Annotated in this window: 15 protein-coding genes and 1 pseudogene; 8 read left to right on the top strand and 8 right to left on the bottom strand. The window is 61.2% G+C overall.

Features of this window, described 5'->3' with window-relative positions; genetic code table 11:
* The first annotated feature begins 151 nt into the window (after positions 1-151).
* Positions 152-601 carry a hypothetical protein gene (locus BUB54_RS08315; RefSeq protein ID WP_048878878.1) on the top strand — a complete coding sequence of 150 codons (450 nt, stop codon included), beginning with the start codon at positions 152-154 and terminating at the stop codon, positions 599-601.
* Between the two features lie 5 nt (positions 602-606).
* Here the strand turns inward: BUB54_RS08315 and ygfZ are convergent, their stop codons facing one another.
* Positions 607-1,419 (bottom strand): CAF17-like 4Fe-4S cluster assembly/insertion protein YgfZ, encoded by an 813-nt coding sequence (gene ygfZ, locus BUB54_RS08310; RefSeq protein ID WP_048878879.1) that lies wholly within the window; start codon positions 1,417-1,419, stop codon positions 607-609.
* A gap of 83 nt (positions 1,420-1,502) precedes the next feature.
* Between ygfZ and BUB54_RS08305 the strand changes: the two genes are divergently transcribed.
* The 3 genes from BUB54_RS08305 (at position 1,503) to BUB54_RS08295 (ending at position 4,299) form a co-directional block, all read left to right on the top strand.
* Positions 1,503-2,396 carry a glycosyltransferase family 9 protein gene (locus tag BUB54_RS08305; RefSeq protein ID WP_048878880.1) on the top strand — a complete coding sequence of 298 codons (894 nt, stop codon included), beginning with the start codon at positions 1,503-1,505 and terminating at the stop codon, positions 2,394-2,396.
* An 8-nt stretch (positions 2,397-2,404) separates the two neighbouring features.
* Complete coding sequence (locus tag BUB54_RS08300; RefSeq protein WP_048878881.1) at positions 2,405-3,730, top strand: dihydroorotase; 1,326 nt, start codon at positions 2,405-2,407, stop codon at positions 3,728-3,730.
* A gap of 83 nt (positions 3,731-3,813) precedes the next feature.
* The gene (locus BUB54_RS08295; protein WP_048878882.1) at positions 3,814-4,299 is read left to right on the top strand and encodes a cupin domain-containing protein; all 486 of its coding nucleotides are present in this window, start codon (positions 3,814-3,816) and stop codon (positions 4,297-4,299) included.
* 42 nt (positions 4,300-4,341) lie between these two features.
* Here the strand turns inward: BUB54_RS08295 and BUB54_RS08290 are convergent, their stop codons facing one another.
* From BUB54_RS08290 to BUB54_RS20215, 3 genes and pseudogenes are all read right to left on the bottom strand, one after another.
* Entirely contained in the window at positions 4,342-5,538 is a 1,197-nt protein-coding gene (locus tag BUB54_RS08290; protein ID WP_048878883.1) for an MFS transporter, read from the bottom strand.
* A gap of 37 nt (positions 5,539-5,575) precedes the next feature.
* Positions 5,576-5,710 (bottom strand): annotated as a pseudogene (locus BUB54_RS22035) (polysaccharide biosynthesis/export family protein); the annotation flags it as partial.
* A gap of 39 nt (positions 5,711-5,749) precedes the next feature.
* Positions 5,750-5,929 carry a hypothetical protein gene (locus BUB54_RS20215; protein WP_139284841.1) on the bottom strand — a complete coding sequence of 60 codons (180 nt, stop codon included), beginning with the start codon at positions 5,927-5,929 and terminating at the stop codon, positions 5,750-5,752.
* Positions 5,930-6,155: 226 nt separating this feature from the next.
* Here BUB54_RS20215 and BUB54_RS08275 point away from each other — a divergent pair, with 226 nt between their 5' ends.
* On the top strand, positions 6,156-7,028 hold the full coding sequence (locus BUB54_RS08275; RefSeq protein WP_139284840.1) for a hypothetical protein: 873 nt from the start codon (positions 6,156-6,158) through the stop codon (positions 7,026-7,028).
* Positions 7,025-7,678 (top strand): class II aldolase/adducin family protein, encoded by a 654-nt coding sequence (locus tag BUB54_RS08270; protein WP_073211462.1) that lies wholly within the window; start codon positions 7,025-7,027, stop codon positions 7,676-7,678. The genes BUB54_RS08275 and BUB54_RS08270 overlap by 4 nt, the downstream gene beginning before the upstream one ends.
* A gap of 49 nt (positions 7,679-7,727) precedes the next feature.
* On the opposite strand, the gene BUB54_RS08265 is transcribed toward BUB54_RS08270, so the two are convergent.
* Positions 7,728-7,931 carry a cold-shock protein gene (locus tag BUB54_RS08265; protein ID WP_048878886.1) on the bottom strand — a complete coding sequence of 68 codons (204 nt, stop codon included), beginning with the start codon at positions 7,929-7,931 and terminating at the stop codon, positions 7,728-7,730.
* Positions 7,932-8,221: 290 nt separating this feature from the next.
* Here BUB54_RS08265 and acs point away from each other — a divergent pair, with 290 nt between their 5' ends.
* Positions 8,222-10,156: an acetate--CoA ligase gene (gene acs / locus BUB54_RS08260; RefSeq protein WP_048878887.1), complete on the top strand. Its 1,935-nt coding sequence runs from the start codon at positions 8,222-8,224 to the stop codon at positions 10,154-10,156.
* Positions 10,157-10,264: 108 nt separating this feature from the next.
* Positions 10,265-13,057 carry a phosphoenolpyruvate carboxylase gene (ppc, locus tag BUB54_RS08255; protein ID WP_048878888.1) on the top strand — a complete coding sequence of 931 codons (2,793 nt, stop codon included), beginning with the start codon at positions 10,265-10,267 and terminating at the stop codon, positions 13,055-13,057.
* Between the two features lie 44 nt (positions 13,058-13,101).
* On the opposite strand, the gene BUB54_RS08250 is transcribed toward ppc, so the two are convergent.
* The 3 genes from BUB54_RS08250 to BUB54_RS08240 all read right to left on the bottom strand — a co-directional run bounded on the left by BUB54_RS08250 (position 13,102) and on the right by BUB54_RS08240 (position 16,280).
* Positions 13,102-14,202, bottom strand: a complete 1,101-nt coding sequence (locus BUB54_RS08250; RefSeq protein WP_048878889.1) for a hypothetical protein — start codon at positions 14,200-14,202, stop codon at positions 13,102-13,104.
* Between the two features lie 97 nt (positions 14,203-14,299).
* Positions 14,300-15,259: a sugar phosphate isomerase/epimerase family protein gene (locus BUB54_RS08245; RefSeq protein ID WP_048878890.1), complete on the bottom strand. Its 960-nt coding sequence runs from the start codon at positions 15,257-15,259 to the stop codon at positions 14,300-14,302.
* A 13-nt stretch (positions 15,260-15,272) separates the two neighbouring features.
* Positions 15,273-16,280 carry a Gfo/Idh/MocA family oxidoreductase gene (locus tag BUB54_RS08240; RefSeq protein WP_048878891.1) on the bottom strand — a complete coding sequence of 336 codons (1,008 nt, stop codon included), beginning with the start codon at positions 16,278-16,280 and terminating at the stop codon, positions 15,273-15,275.
* Positions 16,281-16,409 lie beyond the last annotated feature (129 nt).

Here is a 16,409-nt window from a genome sequence, read left to right as displayed (position 1 = left end):
CAAAAAATTATAAGACGACAGTATCTTCCGCGCTGGCTTGGCGTAAAATTTTAATACTAAAGTAATGTTGCATAGGGGTGTCTTTGTTGCGCTGCGGGATGGGTTTTGGTTAGGTTTTTCCCGGTGGTTATAATTGGTGGAGAGAGGCAAGATGCGCTCATATCGTTATCTGATGAGCGATTCCGGCTCGGTCCCCGGTCATTATGTCGAGCTTCAGGAAAGTAAGCTGCTCGACCTAATCAGAACCCTGTTGGCCGGGGCTGATATTGATGAGACATGGTATTTGAAAACCAATCCAGATGTCGCGATGGCCATTCGCGCGGGCGGGCTCAAATCTGCTAAGGACCATTACATAAAAGCTGGTTATTTTGAAAATCGTTTGCCTCGGCCTGCCAAGGTTGATGAAGCTTGGTATCTGGCCGAATATCCGGACGTTGCGGAGGCGCTCCGCTCAGGTGCTGTGGCCTCCGCGTCCTCTCATTTTGAGCAGGCGGGGTTTATGGAGGGTCGCCTGCCGCATAAAGGCTGGTCCATCCTGAAGGATAACGACCATGACAGTGACGCCGAGGTCCCTGCCAGCCGCTCTGTCGCCACAGTCTGAGAGCGTTAGCCTTCTGGCTGTTTCAACCAGCTCGGCGGGTGTGGCGCAAGCTCTGTATCCGCGGCTGAGAGTGGTTTGTTCAAGGCATCCAGACGCAAGGTGGCAAGCGCAATCCTGCCCGCGGCGGAGCGGATCGTCCCCACCTCCAGCCCGTCCGCGAAGATGGGCGTGCCCGCCGTGACGCCGGGATGTTCCAACGCCACGGGCAACAGGCGGCGTTTAATCAGGCCGCGATATTTCGTCCGCGCGGTCAATTCCTGGCCCATATAGCAGCCCTTATCCCAGTCCACGCCGCCCAGCTCATCAAACCCGGCTTCCAACAGCAGGGTCTTATCTGGTTCCAGGTCCGGCGGGCCGTCCGGCAGGCCAAGGGCGATGCGGTGCGCCGCATAGTCCTCCGGCGTGGCGTTGGCGGTCACTTTATCGCCGCTGAGGCAGCGGTAGCCGGCCTCATGCAAGCGCGGGTCGGCGGCAGTGAGCGGAATTTGTGGTGGCACGCCATTCCAGGTGGCATAGACCATGAGTTCGTCCGAGAGATCCTTCATCTCAACGGCCGCTCGCAACTTATAGCGACGCAGCTTCTGCATCAAAGCCGGGATCGCCTCACGCGGCACATCCAGCAGCAGCCGCTCACCGTCCGAGAGAATGAAAAAGTCAATCAGATATTTACCCTGGGGGGTGAGCAGAGCCGCCCACACAGCTCGGCCTGGCCCGGCTTTCGTGACATCATTGCTCACCAGCCCGTTCAGAAACGACACGCGGTCAGGCCCGCTCAATTCCAGAACACCACGGTGCGGCAGAGGCGTAATCTTACTCATGACCGCAAGATGGCGGGGCGTGGCGGAAGCTGCAAGTCCACCTTATTTGCCGATGGCGCCCCGGCGGGTTAGAGGCGGCAGATATGAATATTTTGTTCATCACTTCCTCGCGCATCGGCGATGCCGTGATCTCTTGCGGAATCCTGGAGGCATTGCGGCTTCAATATCCGCAGGCGCGTTTCACCATTGCCTGCGGCACAGTGGCGGAAGGGGTGTTCACGCGCTTCCCGGCGCTGGAGCGGTTGATCGTTTTTGAGAAGGAGCGGTTCGACCGACATTGGCTGCGGCTATGGTCAAAGCTGGTGCCGCAGGTCTGGGATATCGCGGTGGATGTGCGGGGTTCCATCATCACCTTGGCCTTGGCGGCGCGCAAACGGCATATCCTGAAAGGCGGGCGCAGGCCGGGGCGGCGTTACGCGCAGCTTGGCGCGGCCTTGGGCTTGGCCCCGCCGCCTTTGCCCGTTGCCTGGACCGCGCCGGAGGATGACGCCAAGGCCGCCACCTTAATAACCGAGGGCCCGGTTATCGCCCTGGCGCCCACCGCGAACTGGGAGGGCAAGATCTGGCCCGCCGACCGGTTTATAAAATTATTTTATGCTCTCCAGGCGAAACTGCCCGGTGCCCGCGCGGCGGTGTTTGGCGGGCCAGGGGCGATGGAAGCCGCGTTGGCGTCCCCCGTGCTGGCGGCATTGCCCGGGGCGATAAACTTAGTGGGCAATCTGACCTTGCCGGAGGTGGCGGCGTGTTTGCGCCGGACGGTTTTGTTCGTGGGGAATGATTCCGGGCTGATGCATCTTTCCGCGGCGGCCGGGACGCCGACTTTGGGGCTGTTCGGCCGATCCCGCGCCAGCGAATATGCCCCCGCCGGGCCGCGCACCGCCATTGCCGTGGCTCCAGGCCCGGAGGGCGAGGCGCCGATGACGGGACTCAGTGTTGAGACCGTGACCTCTGCCGCTTTTGAACTTCTGCGCTTATAGGAAACGCCATGAGCTATGATCTGATCCTGCAAAACGGCACGCTGGTTCTGCCCTGGGGCGAGGCGGAGGCCGATGTGGCCGTGAAGAACGGCAAGATTGCCGCGATTGGCAAGAATTTGGGCCCCGCGGCGGAAAGCTTCAATGCCAAGGGACTGCATGTGTTGCCGGGCGTGATCGACCCGCATGTGCATTTCCGCGATGGCGGCAAAGGCGGGATTGAGGGCGTGGAGGATATGCGCTCCGGTTCGCTGGGCGCGGTGCTGGGCGGGGTGACGGCGGCATTTGACATGCCCAACACCAACCCGGCTGGGGTGGATGTGGCCACCTTGCAGGCCAAGCATGATTATGTGGCCGGGCATAGCTGGTGCGATATCGGCATGTTCGCCGGGGCCACCATGGATAATCTGGACGAAACCGGGATGCTGGAAAGTCTGCCGGGCGTCTGCGCTATGAAGGTGTTTGCAGGGTCTTCCACGGGGAATCTCCTGGTGTCGGATGATGAGAGCATCGAGCGGCTGATGCGCTCAGGCCGCCGCCGCGTGGCGTTTCATTCCGAGGACGAGGAGCGCCTGCAGGAGCGCAAGGCCGCGTTCGAGAAAGGCGGGCCATATAGCGACCATTATGTCTGGCGCGATGTGGAATGTGCCTTCAAGGGTACACGGCGGATCACCGCCATTGCTGAGCGCACTGGGCGTCCGGCGCATATTCTGCACGTTTCCACCGCCGAGGAATTTGAGTTCCTGAAGGCGCATAAAGACCTCGTGGGGTGCGAGGTGCTGGTGAATCATCTGCTGCAATGCGCGCCGGATGTATATGAGCGCCTGGGCGGCTATGGCGTGATGAACCCGCCGCTGCGCGACAAGCGCCACATGGATGCGGCCTGGGCCGCCGTGGCGGATGGCACGGTGGATAATATCGGCTCCGACCATGCGCCCCACCCGCGCGCTAATAAGGAAAAACCCTGGCCCGCCGTGGCGGCTGGCTTAACGGGCGTGCAGACCATGCTGCCGTTGATGCTCACCAAAGTGAATGAAGGCCGGCTCTCGCTCCTGCGGCTGGTGCAACTGATGTCCGAAGGTCCGGCGCGGGTTTATGGCGCGGTCGGCAAAGGGCGGCTGGTGGCCGGGAATGACGCGGATTTCTCGGTGGTGGATTTGCAGGCCAAGCGGACCATCGAAAATAACTGGATCGCAAGCCAATGCGGTTGGACGCCCTTTGACGGGGTGGCCTGCACGGGCTGGCCGGTGGGCACCATCATTCGCGGCAATGTGGTGATGTATGAGGGGCAGGTCACAGGTGAGCCGGTGGGCCGCTCGGTGCGCTTTCGCTCCTGAACCATGAAAGGCCGGGCCGTCCCCGGCCTTTTCTTTTGTGGGGGGAAACGGCATCCTTCACGCGGAAGCAAGAGGGAAACATAATGCTGCATGACCATCATCACGAGCCGCACTGGAAGCATGATGGCGTGCGCGTGATTAAAGGCGACCAGTTAGACCCGAACACCGCGCAGACGCCAGGCATGTTCCGGCAGGCGGCAATTAATCAGGCGCGGGTGGGCGCACAGCGTATCTGGGCGGGAACGGTGGCAATTGACCCCAATGCCAAGACCGGCGTGCACCATCATGGCGCGCTCGAAAGCGTTATTTATGTGGTCAGCGGCAAGGCGCGGCTGCGCTGGGGGGAGCGGCTGGAATTCGTGGCCGAGGCCGGGCCGGGCGATTTTATCTATGTACCGCCTTACGTGCCGCATCAGGAGATCAACGCCGACCCTGCTCAGGTGTTGCAATGCGTGCTGGTGCGCTCAGATAACGAAGCGGTGGTGGTGAATATTGATACGATCGACCCCGTTGAGCCGCCGGAGGAAGTGTACTGGGTGGACCCCACCCATTCCGCGCCGGAAAAGTAATAAGCGATTATTTGGTTATGACGGAAACAAATAACTAGTCCTTTAAGTATCGCGCCAGCTTTTCAGCGCGAACCCTAGCATGGCGAGTTGCACAATTGCGGTGATGGCGGCGCAGCCCGGCCAGCCGGTATCGTGCCAAGCGGCGGCGGGGAGGATGCCGCCAAAGCTGCCGCCGACATAATAGGTCGTGACATAAAGCCCGACAGCGGTGGATTTGGCGCCACGCGCGGCTACGCCGATAAAGCCGGTGGCCAGCGTTTGCTGTGGAAATACGCCGAAGCACACGAACAGCAGCCCCAGGCAGATGAGCCAGAGCGGCGAGGCAAGGGTGAGCGCCAGCCCGGTGAGGATGAGTCCGACGCAGACCGCCATCAACATTCGCCGGTTCATGCGCGCGCCCAGCCGCCCCGCCACGGGGCTGGCCGCGACGCCACCCAGATAAACGACAAAAATGGCCCCCAGCGCGGCGGGGCCGAGATTATAAGGCGCCTCGGCCAGCCGAAAATTGATGAAGGTGAAAACGCTGACCAGCGAGAACAGCACACCAAACCCCACCGCATAGGTGCCGAGCAGGCGCCTGTTGGAAAGATGGTTGGGAAAGGAGCTGAGCGCGCCGCTAATGCCCAGGGTGGGCTGGAAGCGACGCTCCTTGGGCAGTAGGAAGGTGATGGTAAGGGCGGCGGCCAGGGTGATTGCACCAATGACCAGAAACCCTATGCGCCAATTTGCCAAGGCGGTGACGAAGCCCACGATCAGCCGCCCAGAAAAGCCGCCGCTGATGGTGCCGGAGGTGTAGATGCCCACCATCTTCATCGCGTTGATGGGCGTCATTTCGTCGCTGATATAAGCGATGGTGATGGTGAAAATGAAGGGCAGCAACAGCCCTTGCGCGAACCGGCAGGCGATGAGCATGGTAAGGCTCGAGGAAAAGGCCGCCAGCACGGTGGGGATGACCAGCAGCAAAGCCGCGCCGCGAATGAAGATGCGCCGCCCAAACCGGTCTGAAATCATGCCGATGAGCGGGGCCATGACGGCGGTGGCCACCAGCGGGGCGGTGACGGTGTAGCCGGTTAAAGCTGGCGAAACCTGTAGGCTTTTCGCCAGCACCGGCAGAATGGCCTGGGTGCACCACATATTCACGAAAGTTACGAACCCGGCAACCACCAAGGCCAAGGCGGTCGTGCGGGGGATGGCGGTGGGGCCGGCTTCAGAAACGGCGTTCAAGGACTGTGATGACATCACCCGGCTGCACCAATGCGGAAGTTGTTGGGCCATACTAGACAGCTTTGCTGCCCATATTGCGTGTGACTTTCACATAGGCCGCCTCAACCCGGTAAGTGAACCCGCCCGCTATGGAAATCGCCGTCAGAACTGTTATGCCGAGAGGGTATGGGTATTGGCCGGAACTGTTGACCTCGCCCGAATATAGAAGGGGTAGTAGGTGGAGACCTCAACCGCCATGGGAGGGGGCAGGATCAGTTGTTTGGCCTGCAAAGCCTGGGTAACGGCGCCGAAGAGTGCATTCGCGTTCTTTCACAAGGCCGAGCAACAGTATGCCGATATAGGTGCAATCATCCACATAATAGGTGCAAGACATCTGGCCTTGGTCGTAGACGCGGATGGTCGGCACGTCTCCAGGGTCGAGTGGATAAAGGTCGGTTGGCGCCGGGGGCAGGCGTGGTAAGCCTTAGCCTTGCGCCTGCTAGAAGGCTTAGCCGGAGAGCAGCAGGGGCAGAGCCCCTAGGAGGATTCGCCCTGAGACCATGGGGACGCTTTCCAAAACCTTACCGTGCAAGCTGTTTACCCGAGCCAAGAAAAGGGGCAAAGCGCGATCTGGACTGATTTGGGGGTTTTGGATGAGGCGCCTTGCAGCTCTGTTTTCCGTGCTTGTCATTATTGGCGCGGGGGTGTTCCTGTTCTGGCCGAGAGCGCAGCAGGATGTCGCCGGGACGAAACCCGTGCCGGCGCCGCAGACCCAGGCGGCGAACCATGACCCGCGGGCTTTAACGGATGCCGAGCAGACGGCTTTTCTGCCGCTGGTTTGCAGCGGCGCCTCCGGGCCGGGAGGCGGCTATGCGCATCAATGCACCTCGTTGCCCGGCTATCCGTCGCAGGATTATGGCGGCGCGGGGCTGGGGCTGGGCATTACGCTGAAGAGCGTGGTGATGGGGCATCTCACCAGCGCGGACGCGGATGAAGCTTATGTGACCTATGCGGGCAGCTTTGAAGCGCACGCCAATAATTTTGGCGGCGGGATTTTGTTTGCCGGCGGGCCGGGCCATTGGAAGCTGAAAGGCTGGTATCCGGGCGGGCAGGCGGCGCATTGCGTGTCGCTGAACCCGGACGGGAGGGCGCAGTTTGTTTGTCTCTCTGGCTGGGAAGGGCAAGGGGAGGAGGATAGCCAGCTTTCGGTTGAGAGTCTGCCACCTCCCGCGGGCGAGGCGCCTTCGATTTTGAGCGCGCGGGATTTGCGGGACACTTTGAACCCCAATGCGAATTGCCAGACGTTGAATGCGGGGCAGGCGGTGCTGCTTTCGATCGACAGCTTGCGTCCTGCGCCGGGCGGGGCGGTGGCGGAGATTTCCTATGTCAGCGCCGGGGCCGCCAAAAGCGCCTGCGCAGCGCATGATTTCGCGCATGCGCCGGTGAAAAAAGCCACGCTGACGCTGCGTTGGCATGATGATTCAATGAAAATGTCCCCCGCTCTTAATTTTGCGTCCGCGCCGTGACGGAGGCCAACAGGCAGTCGCGGCTGGACTTGATTCGTGCGGCGCGGACCATGGCGGCACGGGGGCTGGCGGCGGGTACGTCTGGCAATGTGTCGCTGCGGGTGGAGGAGGGGGTCCTCATCACCCCCTCGGCGGTGGATTATGAGGCGCTGACGCCGGAGATGATTCCGCTGTTGCGGGCGGATGGAAGCCATGAGGGGCGGTTCAGGCCGTCCTCGGAATGGCGGTTTCATCTGGATATTTATCTCTCCCGGCCGGAGGTGGGCGGGGTGGTGCATCATCATGCGCCGCATTGCACGGCGCTGGCGATGGCACGGCGGGAGATTCCGCCCTGCCATTACATGATCACGCGCTTTGGCGGGGGCACGGTGCGCTGCGCGGATTATGCGCTGTTTGGTACGGTGGATCTTTCACATGCGGTGCTGCGGGCGCTGGTGGGGCGCACGGCCTGCCTGATTGCGAATCATGGTGGGTTGGCGGTGGGGCACGATGTGTTTGCCGCGCTGGGGGCCGCGACGGAGCTGGAGGTGCTGGCGCAGCAATATCTGCTCAGTCTGCAGGCGGGCGGGCCTGTACTGCTCTCGGACCAGGAGATTCATGGCGCGATTGAGCAGTTTGCCACCGCCTACCGGCCGAACACAGGGGGCTGAACATGAAAACGCCGCCCGTCTGATGAGGGGCGGCGCGCTTGCCTTCGGCTTAGATGGCCTTGAGATTCACCGCGGCGTCCTTGCCGCGTTCCTTGGTGACCTCAAAGCTCACCTTCTGGCCTTCATTCAGGCCGCGCATGCCGGCGGACTGGACCGCGGTAATGTGCACGAACACATCCTTGCCGCCATCCTGCGGCACAATGAATCCGAAACCCTTTGTTGTATTAAACCATTTCACGGTACCAATCGGCATAGTCTTCGTCGCTCCTTAAGCAGATAATCCGCCCGGCCTTGGATACCGGGACAACCGGGTTATGGCCGCCTTGTCTGCATCCAGCGGCTGGAGCGCGGGAACTCAAGTCAAGTCCATCGTCGATTGCGGTTCGCAGCAGGCACGAAACGTGAAGTTTTGTCAACGATCCTGCGTCGGTGGGGCGGAAAAGCCGGGTTATAACGGAATGCGTCAGAACGGATCAGTCTTGGCGCGCCGCCGGGAATTTTGTGATAAGTACAAGCTACAAAACAAAACTGGAGGGCCCCGTAATGTCCGATGCCGATATTGTCCCGGTCAAACCTGAAATTGCCGCTCACGCGTTGGCGAACCGCGCGCGGTATGAGGAGATGTACCTACGTGCCAGCTCCGAACCTGAGGCATTCTGGGGTGAGGAATGCAAACGTCTGACCTGGATGAAGCAGCCGACCAAGATTAAGAACACAACCTTTTTTGGCGATGTGTCGATCAAATGGTTTGAAGACGGCACACTGAATGCCGCCGCCAACTGCCTGGATCGGCATCTGGCGGAGCGCGGCGACCAGGTGGCGATCATCTGGGAGGGGGATGACCCGAACGATTCTAAAAAAGTGACCTACCGCGAACTGCATGAGCAGGTCTGCCGCCTCGCCAATGTGCTGACGGCGCAGGGTGTGAAGAAGGGCGATGTGGTCACTGTGTATCTGCCGATGGTGGTGGAAGCCGCCGTGGCGCTGCTGGCTTGCGCTCGGATTGGCGCGGTGCATTCCGTGGTGTTTGGCGGGTTCTCACCGGATTCTCTGGCCAGCCGCGTGCAGGATTGCGGCTCTGTGGCGCTGATTACGGCCGATGAAGGCCGTCGCGGCGGGCGCAAGGTGGCGCTGAAGGTGAATGCCGATGAGGCGCTGAAGACCTGCCCGAGCGTGAAGAGCGTGGTGGTGGTGAAAATCACTGGCGGTGACGTGGCGATGCAGCCCGGCCGCGACGTGTGGCTGCATGAGGAAGCTGCGAAGGTGCCCGCCACCCACGAGCCGGTGGAAATGAACGCGGAAGACCCGCTCTTCATTCTGTACACCTCCGGGTCCACCGGCAAGCCGAAGGGTGTGCTGCACACCACCGGCGGTTACATGGTGTGGGCGAGTTTCACCCATCAATATGTGTTCGATTACCATCCCGGTGAAGTTTACTGGTGCACGGCAGATGTGGGCTGGGTGACCGGCCATACCTACATAGTGTATGGGCCGCTGGCGAATGGCGCGACGACCCTGATGTTCGAGGGCGTGCCGAATTATCCTTCCACCTCGCGGTTCTGGGAGGTAATCGACAAGCACAAGGTCAATATTTTCTACACCGCGCCGACGGCAATCCGCGCCTTGATGCGCGACGGCGAGGAGCCGGTGAAGAAAACCTCCCGCAAGTCGCTCCGGATTTTGGGGTCCGTGGGTGAGCCGATCAACCCGGAAGCTTGGCACTGGTATGACCGCGTGGTGGGCGAGCATCGTTGCCCGATTGTGGATACTTGGTGGCAGACCGAGACTGGCGGCGCTCTGATTACCCCGCTGCCCGGCGCGACGGCGCTGAAGCCGGGCTCCGCGACGCTGCCGCTGCCGGGCGTGAAGCCGATGCTGGTGGATGGCGAAGGTCATGAGCTGCGGGGGGCGACCGAGGGCAATCTTTGCATCGCCGATAGCTGGCCGGGGCAGATGCGCACCGTTTATGGTGACCATGCGCGGTTTGTGCAAACCTACTTCTCTACCTTCAAGGGGTTGTATTTCACCGGTGACGGCGCGCGGCGGGATGAGGATGGTTATTACTGGATTACCGGCCGCGTGGATGACGTGATTAACGTCTCCGGGCACCGCATGGGCACGGCAGAGGTAGAGTCCGCTCTGGTGGCGCATCAAGCGGTAGCCGAGGCGGCGGTGGTTGGGTTCCCGCATGACATTAAGGGCCAGGGCATTTACGCCTATGTGACCCTGGTGGCGGATGTGGAGCCCACCGATGCGCTACGCAAGGAGCTGATTACCTGGGTGCGTAAGGAGATTGGCCCGATTGCGGCGCCGGATGTGATCCAGTGGGCGCCGGGCCTGCCCAAGACCCGCTCCGGCAAGATCATGCGCCGCATTCTACGCAAGATTGCCGCCAACGAGACCGAGAGCCTGGGCGATACCTCGACCCTGGCGGATCCGGGCGTGGTGACCGATCTGGTCGAAAATCGCGCTGGATGATTGTAAAAGCTTAAAAAGCAAAGGGCTGCCGGAGAACATTGTTCGGCAGCCCTTTGCTGCGCTGCAAAAAGCGCTTGCGCGAATATCGGATATGCGTTTCATACGGGCATGGTTACGTTCGAAGTGCAAAAGCACCGTCCCGAGTCCCTTGATGAAGCCTTGCGTGAAGATATCCGTCTGCTGGGACGGATTCTCGGCGATACGATCCGCGCCATAGATGGCCCCGCGACGTATGAACTGATTGAGACCATCCGCCAGCTTGCGGTGCGGTATCACCGCAATGAGGACAAAGCCGCCCAGGTCGAGTTAGAACGGATTTTGGCTGGCCTGTCCGACCCTGATATCAACCGTATCACCCGTGCCTTTGGGTATTTTTCGGTCCTGGCCAATCTGGCCGAGGATCATCACCATACAAGGCGCTGGCGGGCCCGCATGGTGGCGGGGGCGACGCCGCGCGAGGGTTCGCTGGCCGGCGCGTTGAACCGTGCCAAGGCGCATGGGTTTGATGAAGCCCGGCTGAAGGCGTTTTTTGGCGATGCCTATATCTCCCCGGTGCTGACCGCGCACCCGACGGAGGTGCAGCGCCGCTCCATTCTCGATTGCCTGGATGCGATTGCCGCTTTGCTGACCCGCCGCGACCGGCTGGCGGATACGCAGGATGAGCGCAACGAGATTGAGACGGAATTGCGGGCCAAGGTGCTGACGCTGTGGCAGACGCGGGTGCTGCGTATGTCCAAGCTTTCCGTGCTGGACGAGGTAAGCAATGCACTGACCTTTTTTGACGCGACCTTTTTTGCCGAGGTGCCGAAGCTTTATGCCGCCGTGGAGCAGGCCGCCGGTGCCGGGCTCGCGGAGTTGCCCGCGTTTCTAGAAGTCGGCACCTGGATTGGCGGGGACCGCGATGGGAACCCGTTTGTGGATGCGCAGGTCTTGCGGTCGGCTTTGGCTACGCAGGCGGAAAAGGCATTGAACCATTACATCACCGAGGTGCGGGCGTTGCGGAAGGAATTCTCCTTCGCGATGCTGCTGGTGGATGTGACGCCGGAATTGCGCGCGCTGGCGGATGGCTCGCCGGATACATCCGCGCACCGGATGGATGAGCCGTACCGTTTGGCCCTGGCGAAAATCCAGGGGCGTCTGGCCGCGACGCATGAGGCGCTTCTGGGCCGCGCACCGACGAGCGAGCTCTCAGCCTCCGTGCGCGGGGCGGACGCCGCACCTTATGGGGCGGTGGAGGAATTCTCCGCGGATCTCGCGGTGATCGCGCACTCCCTGGAAGGGCATGGCGCCGGGGTGCTGGCTACGCAAGGGCGACTGGGCGCGTTGCAGCGCGCCGCGCGGGCATTTGGCTGGACGCTGGCGCCGCTGGATCTGCGGCAGAATGCGGCAGTGCATGAACGTGTGGTGGCGGAGTTGCTGGCGGTGGCGCAGCCGGGCACGGATTATCTGGCGCTGGATGAGCAGGCCCGGATCGCGCTGTTGCTGAAAGAGTTGGAGACGGCGCGGCCGCTGGTCTCGCGCCATGTAGCCTATAGCGCGGAGACCGCCAAGGAGTTGGCGATTTTTGATGAGGCGCGGGCCGCGCATCTGCGGTATGGCAAGCGCTGCATTCGCACCATGATCATCTCCAAGACCGATGGTCTTTCGGACATGCTGGAGTTGGCGGTGCTGCTGAAGGAAGCCGGGTTGCTGCGCCCGGCCGAGGGCGAGCTGGATGTAAATGTCGTACCGCTGTTTGAAACCATTGAGGATTTGCGGGCAGCACCGGCGATTATGGAGATGCTGTTCGCCGCCCCGGTTTATCGCGCGCTGCTGGCGCGGCGTGGCAATGTGCAGGAGGTGATGCTCGGCTATTCGGACAGCAACAAGGATGGCGGGTTTATTACCTCCGGCTGGGAGCTGTACCGCGCGGAAGTTGGGCTGGTGGAGGTGTTCACCAAGCATGGTGTGCGCATCAGGCTGTTCCATGGCCGCGGCGGGTCCGTGGGGCGCGGCGGCGGACCGTCTTACCAAGCGATTCTGGCGCAGCCGCGCGGGGCCGTGCAGGGGCAGATCCGGCTGACGGAACAAGGCGAGGTGATTGCCGCGAAATATGGTAATGCAGAAGTCGGCAGGCGTAACCTTGAGGTGATTGTCGCGGCGACGCTGGTGGCCACCGCCGACCCCGCCGCCGCCGAGCCGCCTGATGCGGAATTCCTTGCCACACTCGGCGAACTTTCGGATTACGCTTTCGCGGCGTACCGGAACCTTGTGTATGAGACCGAGGGGTTTGAGGATTATTTCTGGCAATCCACGGTGATTTCCGAAATTTCCGCGCTGAATCTAGGTAGCCGCCCCGCCAGCCGCAGCAAGAGCCGCTCGATTGAGGATTTGCGAGCGATTCCCTGGGTGTTCTCCTGGGCGCAATGCCGCATCATGCTGCCGGGCTGGTATGGGTTTGGCAGCGCGGTGGAGCGGTTGCTAGCCGCGCGCGGCGAGGCGGAAGGAATGCGGCTGCTGCAGGGCATGTCCAAGAACTGGCCGGTTTTCTCAACGCTTTTGTCGAATATGGACATGGTGCTGGCGAAGGCGGATATGGGCATTGCCGCTCGCTATGCGGCGCTGGTGCACGATGAGGCGTTGCGGGCGCGGATATTTCCCCGGATTGTGGGGGAATATGAACGCTCCAAGCGTTATCTGCTGGCGATTACCGAACAGGCGTCGCTGCTTGACCATAACCCGGTAATGCGCCGCTCCGTGGTGAACCGGTTCCCGTATCTTGACCCGCTGAACCATGTGCAGGTGGAGATGCTGCGCCGTTACCGCACGCAGAGCGGAGAGGGTGAAGCCTCTGAGCGGATTCGCCGGGGCGTGCATATTTCCATCAACGGTGCGGCGGCGGCGCTGCGCAATAGCGGTTAGCGTTATAAAACCTACCCCTGACGCCTGTGTGTCAGGGGCAGGGTTTAGTGTTTGCCAACTTGTTTGCTAAGCCGCTCTTTCCTCTGTTGCCGAAGAAGTTTTTGATCTGCCTGAATTTTTTTGTAGTCCAGCCGTTTGCCGTTTTCCCAAAGACGCAGCGGTTTGAAAAAGGCGGCCAGCGTTTTACGGGTGCTACCCTTGGTGCGCAATCTGGCTTGGGCAAAGACGCCATAGCGGTTGAACTGATAATCCTTAACGATGTCTTTGGGCTGGGTGAAGAGGACAGTGAGCATGCCCACGCGGTAGCGGATGTTCAGAATGTCCGTGAGTTCCACCGCGCCGATTGTTGAGCCGGGGGCGTAGAGCTTGCCGTCGTAGGTGATTAGCCGGGGAGTGGACCAGCTTTGAAAATAAGGCTGGATTTTACCGATGGCCCAGAACAGGGCAGCCGGAAGAGCCATACATGTGCAGACAATGGCGATGGTGCGCGGCGATATGATTCCGTACATGATGGAGACCGCAATAATGATGAAGGCCCCCGTTAAAACGAAGGTGAAGGCCATCCAGTTGAGGCGGGAAAGGTGGCCGTCCAGAACTCGGGCCTTCTCGGGAAACTCACCATTGCGCGGGGCCCAGGCGCGGAGGCCAGCCTCGATGCCGTCCGCGTGGGTCGTGGTGAAATGCGACAGGCGCAGATGTAGTTGGTTGGGGGATTCTGGCCGGTGACTGCTGAATATGGCGGCGCGCGGGTCGGTCTCAGGGTAGAAGAGAGAACTCCCCGGGTTATGTTTGAGGTAGATGTAAAGGTCCGTTGGTTTTCCGCGCAGGTGGCGGACATGCAGGCCCAATATGTCACGCCAGGGGATGCAGTAACTGTTTGAGGACAGAAAGTGCAGGCCGTTGCTGTCCGCCTCATAGGCTGCATGACGGCGTGCAAAGGCGGCCCCGTAACGGCGGAGCAGCCGGATGCCGCCAATTGCGATGAAGATTCCAGCGAAGATCGCAAAAGGGCGGAACAGGACGAGTGAGCCTACGACGATGAAAACGCCCGTGAGTGTCATCAATACGCCGGTAATGAGCATGGTTATGGTGAAACTGGCTCGGTATTTGAGCGTGAAGGGCTTTTTATCTGCTTCGGGGGTCATTGATCTTGCTCCTCCTTGACCCAAAGCGGGGCCGTGCCAGCGTTTTAGAGGAAGACGGGGCGTTGAGGAATAATGGCGGCAATGCCGCCATGGGGGATCAGATTTCCTGGGGTTTGTAGTTGCTGACGGCAGAGGGCATGACACGTTGCAGAAGGGCGACGGATTTTTCAAGCCCTTCGAGGCTGTTGAGCATCACGTCCTCATGCTCGATCGACAGCCAGCCATCATAGCCCGCCATCCGCAGGCGGTAGCAGAAGCGGCTCCACCATTCCGCGCCATGGCCAAATCCGAGCGTGACATAAGACCAACTGCGGGCGGGAATATCCATCAGCCCACCATTTTCTAACAAGGATGTGGTGGCCTGCACGGGGGCATTGAGCATCGTGTCCTTGGCGTGGACGTGATAGAGGGCGGTCCCCAGCATATCCGCTGCGGCGAGCGGGTCGGCGCCCATCCAGAACAGATGGGAGGGGTCGAGATTGGCGCCGATGACATCCCCGATTTCGGCGCGCAGGCGCAGCAGGCTGGGGACGTTGTAAACACATTGATTGCCGTGAAGTTCGAGCGCGATCCGCTCTATCCCGTACTCCAGCGCGAGGGCGACGATTTTGTGCCAGAAGGGGAAAAGTTTTTCCTCCCACTGATAACGCAGGATGCTCCGCGTCTCCGGCGGCCAGGAGGAGATGACCCAGTTAGGCATGCTGTCCCCGGAGGTGCCTGCGGGCAGGCCGGACATGGCGCAGATGGTGCGGATGCCCATGTCGCCCGCGATGCGGATAGTGTCCTCAAGGCAGGTGGCCTGCGAGGGGTCGGTGGGGTGAAGCGGGTTGCCGTTAGCGTTGAGGCTAATGATCTCCAGCCCGCGTGTTTCGAACGCCAGTTGGAAGGTGCGGCGGGCATCGGCACTTTGGCGCATGGCGGTAAGGTCGAAATGCGGGGCGGTGGACCAGCCGCCGGTATTGACCTCAACACCCGAGACGCCAAGCCGCGCAGCATTGTCCAACATTTGCTCAAAGCTCATGGTGCCGAGGCTGTCGGATACGAATCCAAGTTTCATGACGCGGTTCCTGTCAGCGGTAGAAGGAGGGGGTTTCAAGGCGGGGGAGGGTGACGCGGCGTTTTTCTGCCAGGGACAAAACGCCCGCCTCGGCGATGCGTGCGGCGCAATAGCCGTCCCAGGCCGTCGCGGCGATGGGCGAGGGCATGGCGGTGCGGATGGCGTCGAGCCAGGCGCGGTTTTGCAAACGGTACGCCTCGGCAAAGCGAGGGCGCCAATCCGCCGGGTAGCGTTGGAAGGATTGCAGCGCGAGGTCGAATCGGGCGGGGGTAGGGGCGGCAAGCTGCACCGCCCCGGTTTCGCCCACCAGCTCACTGCGCACGTCATAACCGTAGGTGGCGTTATTATTGATCTCGATATTCACCAGCGGGCCGGAGGCGGTTTCCAGAACCATGAAAACCGGGGCGCCGATGCGGGTGGTTTCGATGTTTTCCGGCTGGAAAACTGAGATGGCCGTGTAGTCCGTGTCCAGCACGAAGCGGGCGGCGTCGAACTCATGCGGGGCTGAGTTGGTGATGGCCATCTGGCCGGTAAAATTGGCGGGGGCTTCGACGTTGCGGTGGATGTTGTGCATCATCACGGCTTTACCGATCAGCCTGCCGGTGAGGGCGGATTTCATCTCGCCATAAGACGGGTCGAACCGCCGCATGAAGCCCAGCTGCAGGAACCGCCGTCCGTTTTTGGTTTCCGATTCGATGACTTTGAGGCAGTCTGCAGTGCTGGGGGCGAGTGGTTTTTCGCACAGTGCCGGTTTGCCAGCCGCGATGGCCGCCAGGGCCAGAGGGGCGTGGGTCTCGTCAGGACTGGCGATCAGTACGGCATCAACATCCGGCCGGGCGATGGCGGCCAGAGGGTCGGTGATGGCATCCACGGCGCCAAAGGCGTTGGCTACGCCGCGAGCGCGGTCGGGCGAGGCATCGCAAACAAGCTGCAAGACCGCGCCGGGTAAATCCCGGGCGATGATCCGGGCATGGTCGGTGCCCATGATGCCAGCGCCAAGAACTGCGATTCTGATGCTCATATTTAGTGTTTTCCTCCGCCCCGGAATGGGTCTGTTGTTGGTGTTCGCGGCCGATCCGGGCCGTTGCCTTGCCGCAGGGGCAGCGTATTTAATAATTTTTGCTGAATCAATTGGATTGCAAAAATAATT

The sequence above is a fragment of the Acidocella aminolytica 101 = DSM 11237 genome, assembly GCF_900129125.1.
Taxonomy (GTDB): Bacteria; Pseudomonadota; Alphaproteobacteria; order Acetobacterales; family Acetobacteraceae; genus Acidocella; species Acidocella aminolytica.
Note: the sequence above shows the minus strand (reverse complement) of the source record. Positions and strands in the feature narration are given on the sequence as shown.

Excerpts from the sequence above, each read along its gene's own strand:
- BUB54_RS08240 (WP_048878891.1), bottom strand. The coding sequence starts at position 16,280 with ATGAGCATCAGAATCGCAGTTCTTGGCGCTGGCATCATGGGCACCGAC.
- acs (WP_048878887.1), top strand. The coding sequence starts at position 8,222 with ATGTCCGATGCCGATATTGTCCCGGTCAAACCTGAAATTGCCGCTCAC.
- ppc (WP_048878888.1), top strand. The coding sequence starts at position 10,265 with ATGGTTACGTTCGAAGTGCAAAAGCACCGTCCCGAGTCCCTTGATGAA.
- BUB54_RS08315 (WP_048878878.1), top strand. The coding sequence starts at position 152 with ATGCGCTCATATCGTTATCTGATGAGCGATTCCGGCTCGGTCCCCGGT.
- BUB54_RS08305 (WP_048878880.1), top strand. The coding sequence starts at position 1,503 with ATGAATATTTTGTTCATCACTTCCTCGCGCATCGGCGATGCCGTGATC.
- BUB54_RS08290 (WP_048878883.1), bottom strand. The coding sequence starts at position 5,538 with ATGTCATCACAGTCCTTGAACGCCGTTTCTGAAGCCGGCCCCACCGCC.
- BUB54_RS08245 (WP_048878890.1), bottom strand. The coding sequence starts at position 15,259 with ATGAAACTTGGATTCGTATCCGACAGCCTCGGCACCATGAGCTTTGAG.
- BUB54_RS08250 (WP_048878889.1), bottom strand. The coding sequence starts at position 14,202 with ATGACCCCCGAAGCAGATAAAAAGCCCTTCACGCTCAAATACCGAGCC.
- BUB54_RS08295 (WP_048878882.1), top strand. The coding sequence starts at position 3,814 with ATGCTGCATGACCATCATCACGAGCCGCACTGGAAGCATGATGGCGTG.
- BUB54_RS08265 (WP_048878886.1), bottom strand. The coding sequence starts at position 7,931 with ATGCCGATTGGTACCGTGAAATGGTTTAATACAACAAAGGGTTTCGGA.
- BUB54_RS08275 (WP_139284840.1), top strand. The coding sequence starts at position 6,156 with ATGAGGCGCCTTGCAGCTCTGTTTTCCGTGCTTGTCATTATTGGCGCG.
- BUB54_RS08300 (WP_048878881.1), top strand. The coding sequence starts at position 2,405 with ATGAGCTATGATCTGATCCTGCAAAACGGCACGCTGGTTCTGCCCTGG.
- ygfZ (WP_048878879.1), bottom strand. The coding sequence starts at position 1,419 with ATGAGTAAGATTACGCCTCTGCCGCACCGTGGTGTTCTGGAATTGAGC.